This window comes from Paenibacillus phocaeensis, assembly GCF_900021165.1.
Classification (GTDB): Bacteria; Bacillota; Bacilli; order Paenibacillales; family Paenibacillaceae; genus Fontibacillus; species Fontibacillus phocaensis.
Genome location: NZ_FCOQ01000008.1, coordinates 133,182 through 153,009 on the forward strand (window position 1 = coordinate 133,182; position 19,828 = coordinate 153,009).

The following is a 19,828-nucleotide window of genomic DNA, read 5'->3' on the forward strand; positions in this document are numbered from 1 at the left end:
GGATCACCTCAGTTCCCGGCCATTGTATTGATGACGGACCAAGCCGATACATCAAACGGCTTTGGTACCGGACGGGACTTCATGATGAGTTTCTTTGTGTCCGTCTCGCGATTCACGGTAACTTTCGTGCAGCGCCGGCCGCGTACCGTTGTGAAATCGATCGAGCCCTCCGGAATGATCGTATTTGCTCCGTACAGCATTTCTCCAAGACCAGGAGTACCGACAATAACTGTATCCTCGTTAATATACGGCTTGAGGGATTGGGTCGTATCGTCATAGTACCATGCCATGTAAACGAACAGATCCAGTCCAAGCTCAGTTAGGCGTCCAACATACATATATCCATTCCCATTCTCGATGTTGAGCTGCGGATTGATTTCCCCGAAATATGCATAACGGATATCCATGTATTTAGACATAAAATCCTTGTCGGAGCGCAAGTTTTCCCATGCACGGCTGCCAAGAATCGCGCGGGTAGGATTATATCCGGCCTGTCTTACACGAGTAACAGCTTCGAGAAGGTTCTCGTATTTTTTAGATGTGCTCGTATTCCACTGATCTGTACCTGTGCAGTTGATCACGTTGTCAAAGTCATAGTCAAGCGTGTCTGTCCGGATCTGCGTCGCCGAGTCATCCACGTATCCTTTGATGACCACTTGACCCGTTTGGATCAACTCCGCGACCATAAGCTCCTCACGACGAATGATCATGTCATCCATTTCGTTATAGCCTTCCTGCATATGGTAGAGAGTACGCTGGTCAGGGGATTGGCCACCGAACACCGCCTCTCCAGGGAGGCGAGATTGCAGCATGCTCACGTCATATAGATCGGAGAGATTGATATACGGCGCTTCATACATCTGTGTACGATAGCCGTCCTTTTTGATGTTGATCGGGTTACTACCTTCAATAACAAAAGGGGCTACGCGTTGACGGTTCTTCTTAAAATCCATCAATACGTGCTTGGTCTCAAAAGTCGAGAAGCCGGGAAAGAAGGTGTCCAACAAGAATGTAGTTACGGGCATCCGTTTGTTGTACGCCGGAAACATCGTCTGAGGTTGGTAGATGCTGATATCGCCCCCAGCCACTTGGGATGCCGTTGGCCCATTAAAAAACGATCGAATTGCACTCGCTTTGATCTTCATAAGGTTTCATGCCTCCATTAAATTAATAGTCCTTGCGATAGTGAATGCCTACTTCGCGCAACTCATCCGCATGATTTTCTACTGTGTCGCCTTCGGCCACAGCCAAAATGTCATAATTAAAGATGCCTGTCTTCCACACCAACGCCACAACGTCAGCGCTTGTCGCATCGGCAGGTTCAGCCAATACATACTTTGCTACTTTGCTGCCATCAGTAGCTTCTTTATCAACCAACTTCCCTTTTCCGTCAGCTTCGACCACGCCAATCAATGCACCTACATCAAGTTTTCCTTCACCGGATGCAATGGTGATCGAAGTTGTCAGCGCAGGGATTTCCGTCCCAGCAAAAATCGTTCTTGGCTGCACAGAACCAAACTCCATATCAATATTTGGCATTAGATTCTACCCCCCATCATTGGTTGACGTTGATACCATCTTTGTTCATTTGCTGCATCAAATGCGCGGAAAACCTTGTTGACATCGGATAAATTTGCAAGATCATATTCTGGTTCCGTATTCTGCGGTTGCGGAGCAGCTCCCACCCCCGGGGCACCAGATGCCGCATTTGCCTGAACCGCAGCGCTGAACACGCCAGCTTGGATCATTTTGCCTTCCTGCATCGCCTTGAATGCGAGTTCCTGGGCTGTCATGCGGTTCGTGCCGTACTTGGCTTCGTTAACTAATGCAGGATCGATATTTGCTGCGATGGCGTCGATTTCCTGCAGGCGTTTGCGCTCTTGTTCCGCTTGGTCAGCTCCAAACGCTTGAGGCTGATGCTCAACTGTATTTTGCGGCGCAGGAGTCGGTTGTTGATGGTGATTCTGTGGTTCCGTTTGCAGGTTTTTGTCAATTTTCATTTCTTCTTCACGTCCTTTCAACTTGATTAATTCATTTCGGATTTTATTGACAATTTGAGGCGGTAAGATTCCGGACGCAGACGCTGTCAATTTGAGCGATCCAGTGTCGTCAAACATGATTTCATCAGCAAAGCCTTTTTCAATGGCTTGCTGCGCATTTAACCATGTTTCCTTGTTCATCATCGCCAAAAGCTCGGACTCCGGCAGTCCGCTTTTCAGCGCATAGGCATTGGCGATGGACTTGTTCCAGTTTCTGAGGACGTCCGACTCGTGTGCATGATCCCGATAATCACCAGCGCTCACCGCCGACACATTGTGGATCATGATTTGAGCCGTCGGACTGATCAGCACTTTGTCGCCTGCCATTGCAATGACCGACGCGGCGCTTGCTGCGACCCCCACCACTTTGATGGTGACATTTCCCTTATAGTCATTGAGTAGGGAGTAGATTTCGGATCCGGAAAATACATCGCCACCCGGCGAGTTAATAATGACTTCGAGATCATCACCACTCGCATCATTAAGGGCAGATTCGATAACTTTCGGAGACGTTGCATCCCATTCGAGCCAGTCATAGATCCACTGGTAATCGTTAGGGATAATGTCACCCTTGATATTAATCCTCTTGGCCATTTCTGTTTTCACCTCCTTCGCCGGAAACGTTAGCCGGCTTTGATGATCCACTCGGCAGGTCCTTGGCCGCCTCATATTCACGACGCAGCACTTCAACGTTATTGTCGTAGTCCATTCCCGTCAATTCCATCGTTTCCTTTTCGTGAGTGCTGAATTTGTTGGCGATTCGCATCGCTGCCGCCTGAACCTCCTTAACTGGATCGATTTGCCCCGGGCTCGGGCCGATCCAAAGGGCTTCGCTCCATAGCTTTCTGCGCATCGGGTCCGCAAAAAAACCGGGCGCCTGTATGCGTCCGGTTGCTACGGCTTCAAAGAGCCACGTTTCGTATATGGGCTGACAGAAATCATGCGCGAACCAATCGCGCCGATCGCGGAACGGACGCCATGCCTGCAGGAGCGCCGCCCGGCTGGCGGAATAGGAAGAATTGAATACGCCAAGTAGCATTTCGTAAGGCAGGTCAAGCGACGCACCAACAAGTTGTGCCATCGACTTCATGAACGCGTCAAACCCGGTCACAGGATGCTTCGGCTCACCAAACTTCACATCTTCGCCAGGTCCGAGTACGTTTAACGTGCCCGGCCCCATCTCATAGCTTTTAAGTCGCTCTTCTGGGGTCAAATCGAGTTGCTCATCCTCCTCGATACTCTCGCCCAGCGGGATGTCGTTCTTCACATCTTCAGTTGTAATGAACGCAGTGAAAAAGCTGTTGATGATAGCTGCCGTGATCTCGGCCTCTGTATACCGGGTCATTTGCTTTAACTGCTCAATGACCGGTGTCAGGTAAGGCACGCCGCGATACTGCTCAGCACGCTCCGGATCCATGATAAAAACAACGTTGGGCAATCCTGTGACCGAGTTATACGCATCAACTCGTTGCCATGAGATAGGGGTACGTGCCGGCAGCATGCTGTTTGGGTACCGGTTGCAGATGTGATAGGCGATAACCCGACCCATCGGGTCTGTCTCAACTCCGTTTTGAATACGGCGACCGTCTGGCAGCTCGACATAATCCATCGATAAGGTATCAAAGCCGATGGCGACTTGCGATACCTCCCCAGGCGTACTCAGTCGATCCGCTTCGACCAAATGTAATCGCAAGCGATAAGGATTAAGAATCTCCCCTCGGTCTGCATACTTGATTACAGCCAGAGAGTCGCCATTCATCAGCCATCCCTGCAGCGCGATCCGCTGTGCGTCATAAAAATCATTGAGCCCTGTGTTGTCGATCTTGCTCAACGCCCATAACTGAAACTCCGCTTCGGTCTTAGCTTCCCACTCTTTCGCCTGCTCTGGTGTAAGACCAAGTGCGCGGTGATTAAGCTGTGACTTCAAAGCCAAGCCCGATCCGAGCACGTTGGACTTGTTTTTGTTGATCGCTGATGTCGCGAGTCCGCCGGACATGTACAGGTCCCTGCTGCGCTCCCGCAGTTTTGCAAGGTTATTCCCGATGTCCTCCTGCGGGCTGCGGCTGTCGGATATCCAACCGCGCATGGATTTCTTGGCTGTACTGGCGCCGCTGTGTGAGTAGCCTGAGTTCGTAAATCTTCTGGACACCTCCATCGTAAGCCGGGCCCTCGCTCGTTTCACTGCCCATTGAGGAGCTAGAACTTCAATGGCACGATCAATGTAATTACCAATCATCACAAATCAGATCACCTCCTTCATAAGTCGCGCGGAATCACGCGAAAAGTCGCTCGACGACCAGCGCCGGAGAGCATATTTTCGAGCTCAGCCTTCTTGTTTTCAAGCACACCAATCTCGTCACGCACAGTTGCGAGAGTTGCTCGCGTAATGTTCCGGCTGCCGATCTGGTAGGACTGTGCTCCTGCCAATATCGCAGTTTCCGCCTCATAGTAGAGCTGCAATCTTCGATTGACCTCCTCGAGTCGAGCTCGGATCTTAGCCTTATTCATGAATCATCACCTACCAGATATTTGATCGTTTGACATACTTTCTGATTGTTTTCCTTGGTTGTTTGGGGGCTTCTGCCGGAATCGACGACTTTTCGTCCAAGGTATCCAGTTTCGGATTCAAAATCTCAAGCGCGGCCAGGTTGTACACGCGCAGGTCAAATGGTTCATTCCGCTTGCGTATCTGTACCCATACGTAATAATCGCGGCCTTTCTTCTTTCGGAGTTCTTTCTTTTCCGCGGTTAGTCCGAGGAAATAGCTTTCGTTGTAACCGCGGCCATCGGGAAAATGGCAGTACCCTACTTGCCCGGGCTTAGACTTGAGATAATCAAAAACTTGGTTCTTTCCCTCATCAACGCCCAAAATAAAAAGGACCGCATGCTCGCGCTGCGTCCTTCTGTGTCCATTTAGCAAGGGAATGTATTCCCCGTTTTCGGTACCCTGACCCTTGATAGCAAAAATTCTCCGGGCCTCTCGCTGTCTGCAAAAACGATAAACTTTTGTTGTGAAGTGACCACCAGAATCGATGCAAGTAATTGCTATGGGGAAGTTACGACCTTCCTGATTCGTCCAGGTACGAGACAAATATTCGTCCAACTCATTCCAGATCCGATCTCCCTTCAAGTCTCCATAAATGACATGCTTCTCAATCCCCCATGATTCCTTTCGTATGCCCCAACCCATGACTTCGATCTCAAAACGATCGTCCTGGACGTCGACGGCAGCCGTCAGAATCTTTACTCCATCCGGCACTTCTGCCCCATAATCCTCGCAGCGACTCATCAGAGATTGGGCTTCTAGCTTTTCCCCTTCTTCTTCCCAAGTCTCACCGATTACGGTATTGGTCCAGGTTTTGAGTTTTTCTTTTCCATCGCGATTTGCTTCGAGGAATTTTCTAACAATCTCCGGCCAGGAAGACCACGGCGAGACGAACTGGTTCAAGTGAAACCCTCTGCGCCGGCTATGCGGCTTACGAGCGATCCACTTCCCGCCACCACGCTTCCAATCCCGTTCGCCACTAGAAAACCCGCAATATTCGCATCTATGATTAACCTCTGTAACCACAAACTCATTGCCGCCCATATGGTATTGGAACTTGATGTTTTCAAACGTTATCTGTTGATATTCCCCACAACCAGGACATCGTAAAGCATATACTTCCATCGTGCTGTCATTATACAATTCCTCAATCCGAGATGATCCCTTTATTGTTGGCGTGGAGCAGTAGACGATCTTTCGGTTCCAGAATGTCGTTGTACGCTTTTCAGCGAGGGATACCGGGTCGCCCTCTTTACCGGCTGACGCAGGGTAGCGGTCGATCTCGTCCATCAACAAGACCCGGATCGGGTTGGATGCCAGATCATCCGGCGAGTTAGCCCCGACAATCCGGATATATCCTCCCGGATATTCTTTTAGCTTGATCGTGTTGCCGCTGGCTCGCCCCTTCGCCTTCGTCACGATTTTTCTCAAAGTCGGGGAGGCATCGATCATTTCCTGCACGCGGTTTTTGGAGAAATCTTCTGCAGTATCAATGTCCGGCTGCACATACATGATTGACGTCGGATCATAATCCATATGATAACCGGCAATGTTCAGAAGAAACTCGGTTTTCGACACCTGCGATGAGGCCATTATGACGATTTCCTCTACATTCGGATCGCTCGCACAGTCCATTATCTCGCGCATGTACGGGACCCGATCAGTTCTCCAAAGTCCGGGTTCAGAGCTTGTTTTCGTGGTAAGTACGCGATTTTTATCTGCCCATTCAGATACAGTCAATGGCGGTCGCGGCATCCAATTTTTAAACAGCGACTTTACATATTCCACAGCCCGATCGGATATCATTCGATCTAACTCCCTTGTCCTCCCGGATCGTGATTCGCCATTGAGATTAAAATCGCGTCAACTTCCTCTCGCAAAATCCGTTCGATTTCTTTCCTACTTTCTCCCTCTAACATCGGAGAGGTTCGGACAGGCAAAGCTTGCAGTTTCGCCTTTATCGTTAGGATCATGTTGGTAAACATCATATCTATTTCATCGGCTCGATATAGTTCCCCGCGCATTTTTTCGAGTTCCAGCTGTGCTTTCTCTTTCTGCAGGCGCGTTAATTCCGCTTTCTCATTCACCTGCTTCGCCTTCCCATTATCTTCTTGCGAGCTGGACGTAACGTATTCAATATAGGCGCGGACCGAGGCCCCCAAAATATATTTCCCCCGTTCTACTTTATGCAATATTCCGTTATTATTCAGATTGATTACCCATTGCTTGGTTTTCCCGATGATCTCGGCTAAATCCCCTGTAGAGATGATCATGTCGGCCGGCTTTACTTTCTTATTTTGTTCAACCATCGCCGCATCACCTACTTTCATTCTTTGTACACGACTTTATCCGGGTAAAATCAAGCCCATCATTTGGTAGCGATTTTTCGTTTTCACCACTTTGCCTTAACCCCACAGTGAAAATGAAAGCAATTTTCAAAACATAAAAACTAACCCCTTTTCGGGCTCGCGAGCATCCGCAGTCATCTTCGACCTCCAGAAGGACCCGTGACCGCCAAAATCGCCCTATTTTGCCCTTTTTATACCTCGCATGAAGATTTATATTCCCGAGTCATACAAACGCTCTACGGTGCCATTCTGTGCGTCTGGTGACGTTCTCCTAATCCATCCCATCCAGACACAGCTCTTGCTTTGCTATCTCCAGCAGCCCAATGATCTTCAAACGATCATCCCCGCTGTAGCAAATCGTCATCTCCCCGTCTTTGCCCAAGGTGATGTACAGCACTGCATCAAGGTCTTTATTATTAATGGCCTCATCATACAGGCTCTCGGCCACCATGAAGGGAGTACGGATATCCTTGCGCTTACTGCGTTCTTTGTCCAGATTTACGAGTTTCATAAATGATCCCTCTTTAAGAATGGCAAAGCATTCTCCAATTCATCCGCCAAGCTTCTAAGCGCTGAGGATAATGACTGCGGTGCGACTTGCTCTCGATGTTGCTCTGCATTCAACACAAGCTCTGTCCTTCCCACTGCACTCGGGGGCATCGACATCACAGCTTGCATAGCTCTTCGTTTACATAAGACACACACCTTATCCCTTGTCCCATCATTTGCATTCACAAACCCATGATCACAATCCATTCCTTGGTTCATGGTAGCCGCTCCTTCATCTGCTGTAGCATCTGATCTGCCTCGTAGATCCTGTACATGTCATAAGCCTTTTCGACGATCATCATGACCAACAACAATACGATCAGCGCATATATCACTCGTTCCCAAATTGGAGATTTCATCACAATCAACCCTTTCTATGCAATATAAAAAGGCCACTCTATTATGAGTGACCTAATTTTCATATTGAAGAGATTTGAGCATATCTTTATTGGTTCTTTATAAATAGTTCTTTATCTTAGTTCTTTATATGGTCAACGTGGTTAACCACTGTGGTAAATGTCGTTAACCACCGGTGGTAAACGTGATTAACCACCTAATTCGTGTCACTAGGGTATGTCACTAGGGGGACTAGTGACATAATTTCGACCTCTCGGGGGTGATTATTTTGTAAACATTGCTCTTTGCTCCGCCGGCTCTTTTCTTTTTCTCGATCAAACCCAATGCCTCCAATTCGTCCAGCGTCTTAATGACTTTCGGCCGGCTGATCCCGGTCTTTTTTTCAATCGTCCTTAAGCTAGGGAATGAAGCGGCGTCATTGTTGCCGCAGCGGACTAGATACAAATAGACAATCAACTGATAAGGCCCTAGCCCATAGTCAAAAATATCATTCGGCCCTTTAAAATACCCGTTGGGGAACTCCATAAACTACTCCTCCAACTCATAAGGGTAAGGGCGGTACACCTCGTATGCATTCGACAGGCGAGAACCTTTTTCGTCCGTATTATGTACCTTCCGGACCAGTCTGTTTTTTTCTAGGCTTGCCATCGCTCTTATCGCCGTTCTCCTCGTGATTTGCAGCCTGGAGGCAATTTCATTAAAGCTGATCTCCGCCATGTTCGTCTGGTTGATGTTCTGAATCAGGAGGAAATACAGCGTAAACTCCTTAAACGTAAGGTCGAATCGTTCGATTCCCCAAGGGATGTTCGTATAATCCTCGCCCCCCTTTTCACTGTATGTGATAAGCCTTCTATCGTTCATGGCTCCACCCCTAGTGTCATTTATATCACTAGGATTAGTGTAGCAAATTATGGGGTGGAGATGCAAAAGAAAAAGCACCGGTTAGGGTGCTTTATTTAATCCAATCTCTTATTTCTTTAGCGATTCTATATAACTTTGCTGCGTCTTTATTTTCGTTCATGAAATGTAGGCCCCTTAGGGTAATTTCCGGGGTTATCGCTTTGTACTGGTTGTATTGTGTTTGCAGAGTTGTTACCTTCGCAAAACCATCAATCAAACCTTCCTCAACCATCATACCTATGACCCTGTGCCATCTAGCTTCAGTAATCTCTAATGCTTCCGGTGAAATTGCAGTCATATCAACGACGTCGCCATCCATCGAATTATCAAGGTGTTCCAATATTTGTTGAATAACTTGAAGCGTTTTTGACGCCATACATTACCACCTCCCAGCATCATACTTCGACAACAGGAAGGATTTTCCTCCTGTTATGTAGAACTTTTTACCTATGAAAGGAGGTGGAAGTAACATGCCGAATCAGCATATAGTACCGCACAAAGACGGCTGGGCTGTAAAACCAGAAGGTGGTAACAAGCCGACTAAAGTAACCGATACAAAACAGGAAGCTGTAAAAATTGGGCGAGAAATCGCGAAAAACCAAGGTACCGAACTAGTGATTCATGGTAAAGATGGCAAAATTCAATCTAAAGACAGCCATGGGAGAGACCCATATCCTCCGAGAGGATAATCAACACACTTAAAATAAGCCACGTCTCATCAAGACGTGGCTTTCATTTCTTTTATGGCGGTTATTTATACCGCGCCACCGCCAAGGCGCTGCCTGAAGAAATGGGACACCCTACACCGCCAAATGCAGGTTTTGTTTGCACACAATATACTGCGATTCGGTGCATATGCGGGGTGAGCCTTGATGGAGATCCGGATTGGAGCTTTCACCATTCAAATTGTGTGCCGGGTTGCCGGCTAATGCCCGGCGAATGACCAGGGCGTTCACGCCCCCGTGGTGTCCTCTCTCGATTCTCCATGGTACAAGATTATCACGTTAAAAACGCCGTGACTCACAATGATTTCGCTTTTTTTTCTCAATTTTTTCCTAGAAATCAAAGCAATTTTATTTTGTGTGTTTCAAAATACATTACGTTGGAAATGTGATTACGGACGGTTTTCTCACTAATAAACAGTTGCCCGGCAATGTCGCGCGTCGTTTTATCCTGCACGAGAAGTTCAAAGACCTCCCGTTCACGATGAGTTAACAGAAATTTGCTGTTACGATCGCTGCTCTTCAAAATGCGTCACCCCTCCTTGCTCGGGTTTTGTGGTTTAACAAGGTTCAGGGATACAGTCAACACATCTTATGAAAGAACAGGGTTAATGGTGCGATGCCGTGAAGAAATGGGCGATTCTTACTTAAAGGCCATCGCGGCGCGAATGGCTTTCAGCCAGCCCTGGTAGAGCGATTCCCGCGTAGGCTGCGGCATGGACGGTTCAAACCGGCGCTCCAGCCGCTTGCACTGTGTGATTTCATCCAGATGGTTCCAGTAACCTACGGCCAGCCCTGCCAAAAAAGCCGCCCCCAGCGCCGTCGTTTCGCCGATCGCCGGACGTTCTACGGGTACCCCGAGGATATCGCTTTGGAATTGCATCAGGAAATCGTTGGCCACGGCTCCCCCGTCCACCTGCATGGACCGAACGGCATAGCCGGAGTCCTGCTCCATCGCGCCAAGGACGTCTTTGGTCTGATAAGCCAGCGCCTCCAGCGTGGCCCGGATGAAATGTTCCTTCGTTGTCCCTCGCGTCAAGCCAAACACCGCCCCGCGCACATCGCTGTCCCAGTACGGGCTGCCGAGCCCAACGAAAGCCGGGACGACATAGACGCCTTCCGTCGAAGCGACGCGGGAAGCATACGTTGCGCTGTCCTTGGCGTCACGGAATAGTCGCAGTCCGTCGCGCAGCCACTGGATGGCCGAGCCGGACACAAAGATGCTGCCCTCCAGCGCGTATTCCACCTTGCCGTTGAAGCCCCAGGCCAAGGAGGTGATCAGCCCGTGCTCGGACACGACAGGGGTACTGCCGGTATTCATCAGCATGAAGCAGCCGGTCCCATAGGTCGTCTTGACCATCCCCGGCTGGAAGCAGGCCTGCCCGAACAACGCCGCTTGCTGATCTCCCGCCGCGCCCGCGATCGGTACCTCCTCTCCGAAGAAATGATACGGAATCGTCGTGCCGTATACCTCGGAGGAGGATTTGACTTCAGGCAGCATCGCCTTCGGGATGTCCAGCAGCGCGAGCAGCTCATCATCCCAGGCGAGCTCGTGAATGTTGTACATTAACGTCCGCGACGCGTTGGAGTAATCGGTCACATGCAAGCGTCCGCCGGACAGCTTCCAGATCAGCCAAGTATCGATGGTGCCAAACAGCAATTCTCCGTTTGCGGCCCGCTCCCGCGCCCCTTGGACGTGATCGAGAATCCACTTGACCTTGGTCCCGGAGAAGTACGGGTCGAGCAGCAGGCCGGTTTTGGCCCGAAACAGGGCGTCATGCCCCGCATCGCGCAGCTCATCGCAGATGGAAGCCGTTTGCCGCGATTGCCAGACAATCGCCGGATAGATCGGGCTGCCGCTGTCTTTCTCCCAAACAACGGTCGTTTCCCGCTGGTTCGTAATGCCAATCCCGGCGATTTGTCTCGGCTTGATGCCGGCTTCCGACAAGCAGGAGGCGATGACCGACAGGATCGATCCCCAAATTTCGTTCGGATTTTGCTCTACCCAGCCGGGTTCGGGAAAATATTGCGGAAATTCCCGCTGTGCCGAATGGACGATGTCCCCTTGGCGATTAAATAAAATCGCCCGGGAGCTGGTTGTGCCTTGATCCAAGGCCAAGATGTATTTCTCCATGGTATTTCCCCCGTTTCGGTTGGAGTAATAACGCTTACATTCCTATTCCTAATCTTGCCCCGTCATGCCTCATGCACGCTATCGCTTCGCAAGGCGAGAAGGTAGAAATAAAGAAAGAACCGCGGGAGCTTCCCCTTGGTTCTTTGCTGTCCGCGTCCATTATCCTTCTGGCTTGTAGCTCTTGGACAACTTCTCCAGGATCGTAATGATCATTTCACGCTCCTGCTGGCTGAGTACCGATAAATGCGTTTTCAACACTTCCCGCGATTTCTTCCGGGCTTCCCCGAGCACCTCGGCTCCGCGTTCGGTGACCGACAGCAACACGGCCCGCCGATCCTGCTCGTCGTGTCGGCGCTCCACGTATCCGCTCTGGACGAGGCGATCGATCATTACCGTGATCGCGCTGGGCTTGACCTCCAGCTTGTCGGCCAAGTAGCTGACATTACACGTCTTCTTCCGGGCAATCAAGGTCAGCATATGAAACTGTGGACCGGTCAGCCCCAGCTCATGATGGTGCATGAGTTCGCTTTTCATTTTGCGAAACGAACTGGACCATACGGATTCAATCCGATCTATGTAATTGTCGAGATCAAAGGACAACCCAACCATTCCTCTCTCCGATAGATAACCTACTGACTAGTTTATTATGCGCCTTCCGAAAATTCAAGGAATCTGTCGCCATTTGGCGGGCAAACCTACTTGAAAACGGCTTAGAAATCCTTTATGATGAAACCGGATATCAAAATTATTTTCACGGTTTATAGTTTATGGATAGAAATAATTTTCATTTTCGATGGATTCAATGGCCGCACTACCCAAGGGAGGACTATCGATGACACCCATATTGCATGCCGTGTCCAGCCACCTGGAGACGCTGCCGCCGCAGGAGCGCAAGCTGGGCGAATATATTTTGGAAGCGCCGGCCTCCGTTGTGCATCAAGGGATCACGGAGCTGGCGAACGCTTGCGGAATCAGCCCCTCGACGGTAACGAGGTTCTGCAAGACCTTTCACTTTAAAGGCTTCCCCGATTTCAAAATGAAGCTGGCCTCCGAGCTGGCCCATAAGCCCGCGGAGAACCATTACCAGGACATCATCGCCGGCAACGACCTTCAGAGAATCGTTGAGGCGATGGAAGCGAACCATGTGGCTTCCATTACAGACACCACCCGGCTGCTGGACATGAATCAGCTGTCCCGCGCGGTCGAGGCGTTATGCCGAGCCAAGCGTATCGATCTGTACGGCGTTGCGACCTCCTCGATCGTGGCCCAGGACTTCTATCAGAAGCTGGTGCGCATCGGCAAGAACTGCACCGCCTTCGCCGACTCGCATATGCAGATCACTTCGGCTTCCGCGCTGGGGGAAGGCGACGTAGCGCTGGCGATCTCCTATTCGGGCGAGACGCCGGAAACGATTGACGCTCTGCGCTGCGCCAAGGACAGCGGCGCGATCACGCTATCGCTCACGCAGTACAGCAGCAACTCGCTGGCTTCGCTGGCGGATATTTCATTATTCTCCTCCTCGCTAGAGGAAGGGATGCGCCGGGGGGATATGGCCTCGCGGATTGCGCAGTTGCACGTCATCGATATTTTGTTCACAGGCATGGTCAGCCTGGAATTCCAGGACTTCATTCCGAAGCTGGAAAGCTCGTACCAGAACGTACAAATTTACCGTAAAATCCAAGGAGGGCAACATTCATGCTGAATATGATCAAAACCAGCAGCGAGCAGCAGTTTAATGAAACCGGGGCAGGCATCATCGCCAGCCTTCTTCAGTCCAACCCGCGGGCGATCCTGGGCCTGGCTACAGGCAGTACGCCGGTCGGGGTGTATGAGAAGTTGATCGAGCTCTACAAGAACGGCAGCGTCAGCTTCAAGCAAGCCAGCAGTTACAACCTGGACGAATATATCGGATTGCCAACAGACCATCCGGAGAGCTATCGCCGTTTCATGGATGAGAAGCTGTTTCACCATATCGATATTTTGCCCGAAAATACCCATGTGCCATCCGGCAACGCTGCGGATCCGGAGCAAGCCGCCAAGGACTACGCGAAGCTGCTGGATGAGGCCGGTCAAATCGATTTGCAGTTGCTGGGCCTCGGTCATAACGGGCATATCGGCTTTAACGAACCCGGCGAAGAGCTGACCGGACCGCCGCATGTCGTAAAGTTGGAAGAACGGACCCGGCTGGCGAATGCACGCTTCTTCAATTCCATTGATGAGGTACCTACACATGCGCTGACGATGGGGATTGGGTCGATTCTGCAAGCCAAGCAAATCCTGCTGATGGCCAAAGGCGAAGACAAGGCAGAGATCATCGCCAAAGCCTTGAAGGGGCCGATTACAACCCAATGTCCGGCTTCTTTATTGCAAACCCATTCCAATGTGGTCGTCGTCGTGGACCAGGCGGCAGGGAGATTCCTGTGATGAGCGGAACGGCACGCACGTTCAACATCATTCATGCTGAAGTGGTTACCCCCCACGGGACGCTGCACGACGGCGCCGTTGCGGTAGAGAACGGCGTCATCACTTATGTGGGGTCTACTGCCGGATGGTCGGAAGCTCTTCCTGCGGATGCGGAGACGATTGATGCAGCGGGCAGCTATGTGTTGCCCGGCTTTATCGACGTGCATGTGCACGGCGGAATGCTGGAGGACTTCTCGAAACCTAGCAAGCAAGGGTTAGACGCGATCACCAAGCTTCATTGCAGTCAAGGGACTACCTCGATGCTGGCAACCACCATGACGCTGCCCAAAACCATGATCGAAAATGTGTTGGCAGAAGTCCATCAATACATGTCCGCAGAAATGCCGTACGCGCAATTGGTTGGCGTTCATCTGGAGGGGCCGTTCATCAGCCCCAAATGGCCGGGCGCTCAAAATCCCGAGCACATCGTCCCGCCGAACCGGGAATGGGTTGAAGCCTGGGACCGGCAATATCCGGGATTAATTAAGCAGGTTACCTTTGCACCGGAACGGGAGGGTGCACGTGAGCTGATTCGTTATTTGCGGAAACGGGGAATCGTAGCGGCGGCGGGTCATACCGATGCTACTTATGAAGAAATCATGACCGCTTATGAGGTCGGGTTGAACCACTCCGTGCATATGTTTAATGCGATGACGCCGCTGCATCACCGCAAACCGGGCACGGCAGGAGCCATCCTGAGCACGCCGGGAATCAGCGCGGAAATCATCGCAGACGGCGTTCACGTCCATCATGCGGCGATCCGGCTGCTAGCCAGCGTCAAAACCGGAAGCAACCTGGTCCTCATCACCGACGCGATGTCGGCTGCCGGCCTCGGTGATGGAGACTACATGCTAGGCGACCTGCCGGTTGTCGTGAAAGATAATGTCTGCACGCTGCGCGACAGCGAAGGGACGCTGGCCGGAAGCACCCTGACGATGATCCGCGGTTTCCGCCATCTCGTACGCGAGATCGGGCTGACGGTGGAACGGGCATCGCAAGCCGCCAGCGGGAATCCGGCCAAGCTGATCCGCATCGACCATTTAACCGGCTCGGTAGAGACGGGCAAGCAAGCCGATTTGCTGCTGGTCGATCGGGAGCTGGAACTGCAGCGGGTATGGGTCAAGGGACGTTTCATCCGCGATAACGAATAAACAAAACATGCCAGTCACAAAATAAAGCGCGAGCGGCAGGGATGGATCTACATCCCGCTTCTCGCGCTTATTGGGTATCCTCGCTTTGAGCTGCAGCTTAGCGGGTAGTTCCTCCGGTGAATCCGGCATTCGTACCGCGTGCGCCGGTGCCGGTTGTGCCCATGTTATCCATCCCGTTGCCCATGCCGGCATTTGGACCTGTCGGCGCATAACCGTTAGGACCGGTCATCGTTCCGGTACGACCTGGAAACACTCGATTAATCATCGTTTCGAAATCGCTGATGTAATTGTTCAGCGTTCCGCCGCCGCGGGATTGCGTGCCATAATCACCGATGCGGGAGACAAAGTCGGAGTCGCCGGACACATAGACATTGCGAATATGAGGTGCCGCTTGCTTAACCGCGGCTTCGATCCGGTTTTTGACATCTTGGGAGACGTTATCGGTACCGGCCCCCAAAGCGCCATTCCCGGTGGTGAAGCCTGAAGGGGTATTGTTCATCATTCCGTTATTCGTACCGGTTCCATAAGCCGAAGTCCCTGTACCCGCACCGCGGTTTACACTGGACATGCCCATGTTGCCGCCGGGATTCATCGACCCGAAGCGATTGCCGGTTGTCCCGGTGCCCAGCATCGAACCGTTACCGCTGCGGTTTACGTTATTGTCCGCCCCGAACAAACCGCCGCGCCCGAGATCAAACAGACCGCCCGTGCGGCCGGTACCGCGAGCGAATCCGTTGTCCCCGGCCCCTCGAGTGCCATAATCCGCGCCGTATGGCCCGCCAACATTGGTTGTCCCGAGACCGATGCCGTTCGGGCGCTGCATGCCGTATGCGGTAGTGCGGCCTGCAGTATTATTGCCGTGGAGCGTGACACCAACGTAAGCATCACGGTCGGTAACAACGACATGGGCTGTCTGGACGTCGCGAAGTTGTGCAACCTTATTGCTCAGCGCGGGGCTGTAACGCAGGGAACGGATCCGCTCGTCCTGCCCGTTGCCGGCACTGCGGGTGAACAGACGGTTGCCCTGATTCAGGGAATTGACATCATAGTTGCGGTGATTGCCCCGCAGGCTCTGCGTACGCACATTATTGTTGTGGGTACCGTCACCACAACCCGCCACCAATGCAACCCCGGCAAGCAACGCTGCGGACAACGATAGGTTAACGACTTTCGCTCCTCGCATGTAGTCATCCTCCATCCGTAATAATTAATGTATGAAACAGGACTTATCATGCGCTAAATCCCGTCATCGTCATACAGGTAAACATAACCGCGCGACCCACCTCCCGCCTGAATGACCGTGGTCCGAATCCCGGCCAATCCACCCACACCTCCCATTCCCGTCACGCGTAAACTAATCGTAAGACGCTCAATAACTTCAAGGGGTGCTAGCCCATGAAAGTGCTGTTCACGTTCTATGTTCCGAGCGGAGGGGTGGAGACCTTAAACCGCTTGCGCTGCGCTGCGCTAAAAACCCGGAATATCGAGGGTCATATTATGTATTTGCGCCCCGGTTCCGGATTAATCAACACACAGTTGGCGAACATTCCCGTTATGGTGGGGCCCGGGGATGCCGAATTGGTTCATCGACTGCCGCAATACGATGCGGTTGTAGCTACCTCGGACTACTGGATACCGGGGAGACTGCGCCGGCTCGGATTTCAGAAGCCGATCATATTTGAAATTCAGGGGTTGGGTACGCGGGAACAAGCGGAACAAACGCTGCGGGAAGGAACGGAGGAAGTCCTCCGCAATTGCCAAGCTTCCTTGATGCCGCCGACGCCGCATTTAATGGAACTGGCGGCTGCATGCTATCCGACACTGCCCCGGTTCGTATTTCCGAATCCGCTGGACACGCAGCACTTCCACTATAAGGTTCAACCGAAGAACCCGGTCCCGGTTATCGCTTGGGTCGGACGGCTGGAGCCCAACAAGAACTGGGAACTGTTCCTGGAAATCGCCGCCGCACTGCACCGCCAGCGTCCGCGGACGGAGATATGGATGTTTCTCGATTATCAGCTTCCATCCGAGGAAATCAAAAATGCGTTTTGGCAAAACGTCAGCCGTTTGGGGCTTCAATCCAGCCTGAAGCTGTACCCCAATACGCCAAACCGGGAGATGCCCTATTATTTGTCGCGAGTCGGCGATTCCGGAGGGTTGCTGATCTCCACTTCCATCCTGGAGGGCTTCGGTTATGCCGTCGCCGAGGCGTTGGCTTGCCGCTGTCCCGTCCTCACCACCGATTCGGAAGGGGTCCGTTTGTTTATCAAACATAATGAAACGGGCAAGTTCTTCCCTTATCCTCAGGTCGGCCAAGCGGTTGCCGGGGCGCTGGAGCTGATGGATCATCACGCGCAGCGGGAGAAGATCCGAAGCTTGGGGCAGAAGCATATTCACCAGTGGTTGTCGCCGCAGCAATATGCCGATTCGTTCCGCCAAATGCTGCAGCAATTAGGGGTAAACGGATGAAGATGTCAAAAAAGAACCTCCGGTGATCGGAGGTTCTTTTGCTCGGCAATTTTTTTGTAAAAATACATATACTATTGGGGAAACGCCGTCCCCAAAGCTAACTTCAGTTTTTTCTCGTTTTCGAGAAGCCCGGGGTCGTCCGGCAAATAGCGAAGCGCCTCCCGATTATGCTCGTAAGCTTTGGGCAAATGGCCAAGCCGGGCATAACACAGGCAAAGCCGGCTATGCGGCAGCCAGGTCCGGGACGCGGCGTGAACGATCGCCGTCCAGCTGCCGCCATTTGCGTTCTGCAGAGCCTGAACATACCAATAGGCGGCGATGGCCCACTCCTGCCGGTCTTCCATGCATTTTCCGATGGCACAGCAGATTTCCGGCTGCGGGATATCGAACCGGAGCGATTGCAGCAGAGCTTCCAGCTTCTCCGGTTCGCGCCCCAACTTCTCATAGCAATCGGCTAGCCGGGTGCAGGTGAGTACCAGGTCATCCCGGTTCGCCCTTGAATCGCGGAGAAATTCTGTAAAATGCGCCGCCGCCTCTTCAAACCGCCCGGAATCGGCCAACTCGCACGCCAAATGATAACGCAGGCGCCCTTCCAGCACACCGCCGGCAGCCAAATAATTTTCGATGATCTTCAAATTCCGCCCGGAATGGTCTCCGGCTCCGCGATGGGTAACGGCGATATCCGACAGCAGCTGTCTTCCCTCCGCGACATCCAGATATTCGTGCACGATCCCGATCCAGCGATAGTTTCGGCTTCGCTTGACCAAACGATTTCTCCGGGTGAAGGCCAAGGGGGCTCCGGTTTGCTCCTGCTCGCGAAGCACATAATTCATCAGTACCGCATCGACATCCGAAGTTAATTCTTTCTTCAATTGAAGGAACTTGGCGCGATTCGGCTCGGTGAAAATATCGTCGGCATCCAACCAGAGAATATATTCACAGGTCGCTAAGGAAAAGGCGTAATTTCGCGCGGCCGCAAAGTCGTCGCGCCAGGCAAAATCATAGACTTTGGCCCCGTAAGCCGCCGCGATCTCTGGGGTCCGGTCGGTGGATCCGGTATCGACGACAACGATTTCATCCACCAAATCCGCGACCGATTGGAAGCATACGGGAAGAGTATCCTCTTCATTCTTGACGATCATACATAAGCTGACGGTAATCAGTTTAAGAATCCTCCCTCCTTCAGCAGCTCGGCAACCTCCGTTTTATTGAGCAAAGACGCATTGGAATGATATTCGGAGAACAGCGTGCGCGGCAGACTGGAATAATGGGCGTCAAGCTCCTTGGAGCCGGGAGGAAGGATGACAAAATATTGGTCGCTATATTTCAGCGTACTAGGAGCTTCGTAACGGGAGACCAGCACCTCATGCAGCTTCTCCCCGGGGCGGATGCCGATCTCCTGAACGGGAAGCTGGCGTCCAAGGTAGTGCTCCGACAGCACCTCGGCAATGTCGACGATTCGGCAGGCTTTCATTTTCATGACGAACGTTTCGCCTCCGATCGCCGTCGTGGCCGCCTTGAGCAGCAGGTCGATCGCCTGCGACAAGGTCAGGAAGAACCGGGTCATCTCCCGAACCGTAAGCGTTAATGCTTTTCCCTCGCGCAGCTGGTTGATAAACAGCGGGACGACGCTGCCGTTGGTTCCAAGCACGTTGCCTCCGCGAATACAGGTAAACCGAGTATGCTCGCTTAAATCATTCGCGCGGATCATCAGTTTTTCCCCGATCGCTTTGGTCATGCCGTACGTATTCGTCGGATCTACCGCTTTGTCGGTGGAGACATCGATCACTTTAATGACCTGATGCGCGATGCTGGCCCGGATGATGTTTTCCGTTCCGAGCACGTTGGTCTTGAGCGCTTCTTCCGGCTGAAACTCGCAAACCGGGACATGCTTTAACGCCGCCAGATGAAAGACATAGTCGACTCCCTTGCAGGCCGCTTCTACCGCTGCGTAGTCACGAACATCGCCGATCAGGTACCGCAAGGAGGCATGCCCGGCAAATTCCCGCTGCATCATAACCTGCGCATATTCGTTTCTCGAGAAAATCCGGAGTTCCCGCGGCCCCTCCTGCAGCAGCCTTCTTGTCAGCATTTTCCCCCAGGACCCCGTTCCCCCGGTAATTAAAATCGTCTTGTCTTTGAACATCAATT

At 52.0% G+C, this 19,828-nt stretch carries 22 protein-coding genes and 1 pseudogene; 5 read left to right on the plus strand and 18 right to left on the minus strand.

The window, feature by feature from the left end; genetic code table 11:
* Positions 1 to 8: 8 nt before the first annotated feature.
* The 12 genes from BN3795_RS02745 to BN3795_RS02800 all read right to left on the minus strand — a co-directional run bounded on the left by BN3795_RS02745 (position 9) and on the right by BN3795_RS02800 (position 9,114).
* Positions 9 to 1,145 carry a major capsid protein gene (locus BN3795_RS02745; RefSeq protein WP_068783219.1) on the minus strand — a complete coding sequence of 379 codons (1,137 nt, stop codon included), beginning with the start codon at positions 1,143 to 1,145 and terminating at the stop codon, positions 9 to 11.
* 22 nt (positions 1,146 to 1,167) lie between these two features.
* On the minus strand, positions 1,168 to 1,539 hold the full coding sequence (locus BN3795_RS02750; RefSeq protein WP_068783220.1) for a head decoration protein: 372 nt from the start codon (positions 1,537 to 1,539) through the stop codon (positions 1,168 to 1,170).
* Complete coding sequence (locus tag BN3795_RS24860; RefSeq protein WP_110944963.1) at positions 1,539 to 2,633, minus strand: head maturation protease, ClpP-related; 1,095 nt, start codon at positions 2,631 to 2,633, stop codon at positions 1,539 to 1,541. The genes BN3795_RS02750 and BN3795_RS24860 overlap by 1 nt, the downstream gene beginning before the upstream one ends.
* Positions 2,617 to 4,275: a phage portal protein gene (locus BN3795_RS02760; protein ID WP_068783221.1), complete on the minus strand. Its 1,659-nt coding sequence runs from the start codon at positions 4,273 to 4,275 to the stop codon at positions 2,617 to 2,619. Before BN3795_RS02760 ends, BN3795_RS24860 begins: the two co-directional genes overlap by 17 nt.
* Positions 4,276 to 4,295: 20 nt before the next feature.
* Positions 4,296 to 4,547, minus strand: a complete 252-nt coding sequence (locus BN3795_RS02765; RefSeq protein ID WP_068783222.1) for a DUF6148 family protein — start codon at positions 4,545 to 4,547, stop codon at positions 4,296 to 4,298.
* A 10-nt stretch (positions 4,548 to 4,557) separates the two neighbouring features.
* Positions 4,558 to 6,390, minus strand: coding sequence for a phage terminase large subunit family protein (locus BN3795_RS02770; protein ID WP_068783223.1), 1,833 nt, complete (start codon positions 6,388 to 6,390; stop codon positions 4,558 to 4,560).
* A 5-nt stretch (positions 6,391 to 6,395) separates the two neighbouring features.
* Complete coding sequence (locus BN3795_RS02775) at positions 6,396 to 6,893, minus strand: hypothetical protein (protein ID WP_068783224.1); 498 nt, start codon at positions 6,891 to 6,893, stop codon at positions 6,396 to 6,398.
* Positions 6,894 to 7,203: 310 nt separating this feature from the next.
* Positions 7,204 to 7,443: a hypothetical protein gene (locus BN3795_RS02780; protein ID WP_068783225.1), complete on the minus strand. Its 240-nt coding sequence runs from the start codon at positions 7,441 to 7,443 to the stop codon at positions 7,204 to 7,206.
* Positions 7,444 to 7,696: 253 nt separating this feature from the next.
* On the minus strand, positions 7,697 to 7,840 hold the full coding sequence (locus BN3795_RS25440) for a hypothetical protein (RefSeq protein WP_198524629.1): 144 nt from the start codon (positions 7,838 to 7,840) through the stop codon (positions 7,697 to 7,699).
* Positions 7,841 to 8,069: 229 nt separating this feature from the next.
* Positions 8,070 to 8,363, minus strand: coding sequence for a helix-turn-helix domain-containing protein (locus BN3795_RS02790; protein ID WP_068783227.1), 294 nt, complete (start codon positions 8,361 to 8,363; stop codon positions 8,070 to 8,072).
* A 3-nt stretch (positions 8,364 to 8,366) separates the two neighbouring features.
* Positions 8,367 to 8,699 (minus strand): helix-turn-helix domain-containing protein, encoded by a 333-nt coding sequence (locus tag BN3795_RS02795; protein ID WP_068783228.1) that lies wholly within the window; start codon positions 8,697 to 8,699, stop codon positions 8,367 to 8,369.
* A gap of 91 nt (positions 8,700 to 8,790) precedes the next feature.
* Positions 8,791 to 9,114, minus strand: a complete 324-nt coding sequence (locus BN3795_RS02800) for a YjcQ family protein (RefSeq protein WP_068783229.1) — start codon at positions 9,112 to 9,114, stop codon at positions 8,791 to 8,793.
* Positions 9,115 to 9,208: 94 nt separating this feature from the next.
* Here BN3795_RS02800 and BN3795_RS02805 point away from each other — a divergent pair, with 94 nt between their 5' ends.
* Complete coding sequence (locus BN3795_RS02805) at positions 9,209 to 9,427, plus strand: DUF2188 domain-containing protein (RefSeq protein ID WP_110944964.1); 219 nt, start codon at positions 9,209 to 9,211, stop codon at positions 9,425 to 9,427.
* 406 nt (positions 9,428 to 9,833) lie between these two features.
* Here the strand turns inward: BN3795_RS02805 and BN3795_RS02810 are convergent.
* From BN3795_RS02810 to BN3795_RS02820, 3 genes and pseudogenes are all read right to left on the minus strand, one after another.
* Positions 9,834 to 9,986, minus strand: a pseudogene (locus BN3795_RS02810) (LuxR C-terminal-related transcriptional regulator); the annotation flags it as partial.
* A 117-nt stretch (positions 9,987 to 10,103) separates the two neighbouring features.
* Positions 10,104 to 11,594 carry a glycerol kinase GlpK gene (gene glpK, locus BN3795_RS02815; protein ID WP_068783232.1) on the minus strand — a complete coding sequence of 497 codons (1,491 nt, stop codon included), beginning with the start codon at positions 11,592 to 11,594 and terminating at the stop codon, positions 10,104 to 10,106.
* A 159-nt stretch (positions 11,595 to 11,753) separates the two neighbouring features.
* Positions 11,754 to 12,203, minus strand: coding sequence for a MarR family winged helix-turn-helix transcriptional regulator (locus BN3795_RS02820; protein ID WP_068783233.1), 450 nt, complete (start codon positions 12,201 to 12,203; stop codon positions 11,754 to 11,756).
* A gap of 223 nt (positions 12,204 to 12,426) precedes the next feature.
* On the opposite strand from BN3795_RS02820, the gene BN3795_RS02825 reads away from it, so the two are divergent.
* Genes BN3795_RS02825 through nagA form a run of 3 tightly spaced genes read left to right on the plus strand, consistent with a single transcriptional unit; the run spans position 12,427 to position 15,208 of the window.
* On the plus strand, positions 12,427 to 13,296 hold the full coding sequence (locus BN3795_RS02825; protein WP_068783234.1) for a MurR/RpiR family transcriptional regulator: 870 nt from the start codon (positions 12,427 to 12,429) through the stop codon (positions 13,294 to 13,296).
* Positions 13,290 to 14,018 (plus strand): glucosamine-6-phosphate deaminase, encoded by a 729-nt coding sequence (nagB, locus tag BN3795_RS02830; RefSeq protein WP_110944965.1) that lies wholly within the window; start codon positions 13,290 to 13,292, stop codon positions 14,016 to 14,018. The genes BN3795_RS02825 and nagB overlap by 7 nt, the downstream gene beginning before the upstream one ends.
* Complete coding sequence (nagA, locus tag BN3795_RS02835) at positions 14,018 to 15,208, plus strand: N-acetylglucosamine-6-phosphate deacetylase (protein ID WP_068783235.1); 1,191 nt, start codon at positions 14,018 to 14,020, stop codon at positions 15,206 to 15,208. Before nagB ends, nagA begins: the two co-directional genes overlap by 1 nt.
* 97 nt (positions 15,209 to 15,305) lie before the next feature.
* Here the strand turns inward: nagA and BN3795_RS02840 are convergent, their stop codons facing one another.
* Positions 15,306 to 16,391 (minus strand): YhcN/YlaJ family sporulation lipoprotein, encoded by a 1,086-nt coding sequence (locus BN3795_RS02840; RefSeq protein ID WP_068783236.1) that lies wholly within the window; start codon positions 16,389 to 16,391, stop codon positions 15,306 to 15,308.
* Positions 16,392 to 16,603: 212 nt separating this feature from the next.
* Between BN3795_RS02840 and BN3795_RS02845 the strand changes: the two genes are divergently transcribed.
* Positions 16,604 to 17,677 carry a glycosyltransferase family 4 protein gene (locus tag BN3795_RS02845; protein ID WP_068783237.1) on the plus strand — a complete coding sequence of 358 codons (1,074 nt, stop codon included), beginning with the start codon at positions 16,604 to 16,606 and terminating at the stop codon, positions 17,675 to 17,677.
* Between the two features lie 71 nt (positions 17,678 to 17,748).
* On the opposite strand, the gene BN3795_RS02850 is transcribed toward BN3795_RS02845, so the two are convergent.
* A complete protein-coding gene (locus tag BN3795_RS02850; protein WP_232729836.1) occupies positions 17,749 to 18,819 on the minus strand; it encodes a glycosyltransferase in 1,071 nt (356 codons plus the stop codon).
* A 17-nt stretch (positions 18,820 to 18,836) separates the two neighbouring features.
* Positions 18,837 to 19,823: a polysaccharide biosynthesis protein gene (locus BN3795_RS02855; RefSeq protein ID WP_068783239.1), complete on the minus strand. Its 987-nt coding sequence runs from the start codon at positions 19,821 to 19,823 to the stop codon at positions 18,837 to 18,839.
* Positions 19,824 to 19,828 lie beyond the last annotated feature (5 nt).

Excerpts from the sequence above, each read along its gene's own strand:
- BN3795_RS02745 (WP_068783219.1), bottom strand. The coding sequence starts at position 1,145 with ATGAAGATCAAAGCGAGTGCAATTCGATCGTTTTTTAATGGGCCAACG.
- BN3795_RS02750 (WP_068783220.1), bottom strand. The coding sequence starts at position 1,539 with ATGCCAAATATTGATATGGAGTTTGGTTCTGTGCAGCCAAGAACGATT.
- BN3795_RS24860 (WP_110944963.1), bottom strand. The coding sequence starts at position 2,633 with ATGGCCAAGAGGATTAATATCAAGGGTGACATTATCCCTAACGATTAC.
- BN3795_RS02760 (WP_068783221.1), bottom strand. The coding sequence starts at position 4,275 with ATGATTGGTAATTACATTGATCGTGCCATTGAAGTTCTAGCTCCTCAA.
- BN3795_RS02765 (WP_068783222.1), bottom strand. The coding sequence starts at position 4,547 with ATGAATAAGGCTAAGATCCGAGCTCGACTCGAGGAGGTCAATCGAAGA.
- BN3795_RS02770 (WP_068783223.1), bottom strand. The coding sequence starts at position 6,390 with ATGATATCCGATCGGGCTGTGGAATATGTAAAGTCGCTGTTTAAAAAT.
- BN3795_RS02775 (WP_068783224.1), bottom strand. The coding sequence starts at position 6,893 with ATGGTTGAACAAAATAAGAAAGTAAAGCCGGCCGACATGATCATCTCT.
- BN3795_RS02780 (WP_068783225.1), bottom strand. The coding sequence starts at position 7,443 with ATGAAACTCGTAAATCTGGACAAAGAACGCAGTAAGCGCAAGGATATC.
- BN3795_RS25440 (WP_198524629.1), bottom strand. The coding sequence starts at position 7,840 with ATGAAATCTCCAATTTGGGAACGAGTGATATATGCGCTGATCGTATTG.
- BN3795_RS02790 (WP_068783227.1), bottom strand. The coding sequence starts at position 8,363 with ATGGAGTTCCCCAACGGGTATTTTAAAGGGCCGAATGATATTTTTGAC.
- BN3795_RS02795 (WP_068783228.1), bottom strand. The coding sequence starts at position 8,699 with ATGAACGATAGAAGGCTTATCACATACAGTGAAAAGGGGGGCGAGGAT.
- BN3795_RS02800 (WP_068783229.1), bottom strand. The coding sequence starts at position 9,114 with ATGGCGTCAAAAACGCTTCAAGTTATTCAACAAATATTGGAACACCTT.
- BN3795_RS02805 (WP_110944964.1), top strand. The coding sequence starts at position 9,209 with ATGCCGAATCAGCATATAGTACCGCACAAAGACGGCTGGGCTGTAAAA.
- glpK (WP_068783232.1), bottom strand. The coding sequence starts at position 11,594 with ATGGAGAAATACATCTTGGCCTTGGATCAAGGCACAACCAGCTCCCGG.
- BN3795_RS02820 (WP_068783233.1), bottom strand. The coding sequence starts at position 12,203 with ATGGTTGGGTTGTCCTTTGATCTCGACAATTACATAGATCGGATTGAA.
- BN3795_RS02825 (WP_068783234.1), top strand. The coding sequence starts at position 12,427 with ATGACACCCATATTGCATGCCGTGTCCAGCCACCTGGAGACGCTGCCG.
- nagB (WP_110944965.1), top strand. The coding sequence starts at position 13,290 with ATGCTGAATATGATCAAAACCAGCAGCGAGCAGCAGTTTAATGAAACC.
- nagA (WP_068783235.1), top strand. The coding sequence starts at position 14,018 with ATGAGCGGAACGGCACGCACGTTCAACATCATTCATGCTGAAGTGGTT.
- BN3795_RS02840 (WP_068783236.1), bottom strand. The coding sequence starts at position 16,391 with ATGCGAGGAGCGAAAGTCGTTAACCTATCGTTGTCCGCAGCGTTGCTT.
- BN3795_RS02845 (WP_068783237.1), top strand. The coding sequence starts at position 16,604 with ATGAAAGTGCTGTTCACGTTCTATGTTCCGAGCGGAGGGGTGGAGACC.
- BN3795_RS02850 (WP_232729836.1), bottom strand. The coding sequence starts at position 18,819 with ATGATCGTCAAGAATGAAGAGGATACTCTTCCCGTATGCTTCCAATCG.
- BN3795_RS02855 (WP_068783239.1), bottom strand. The coding sequence starts at position 19,823 with ATGTTCAAAGACAAGACGATTTTAATTACCGGGGGAACGGGGTCCTGG.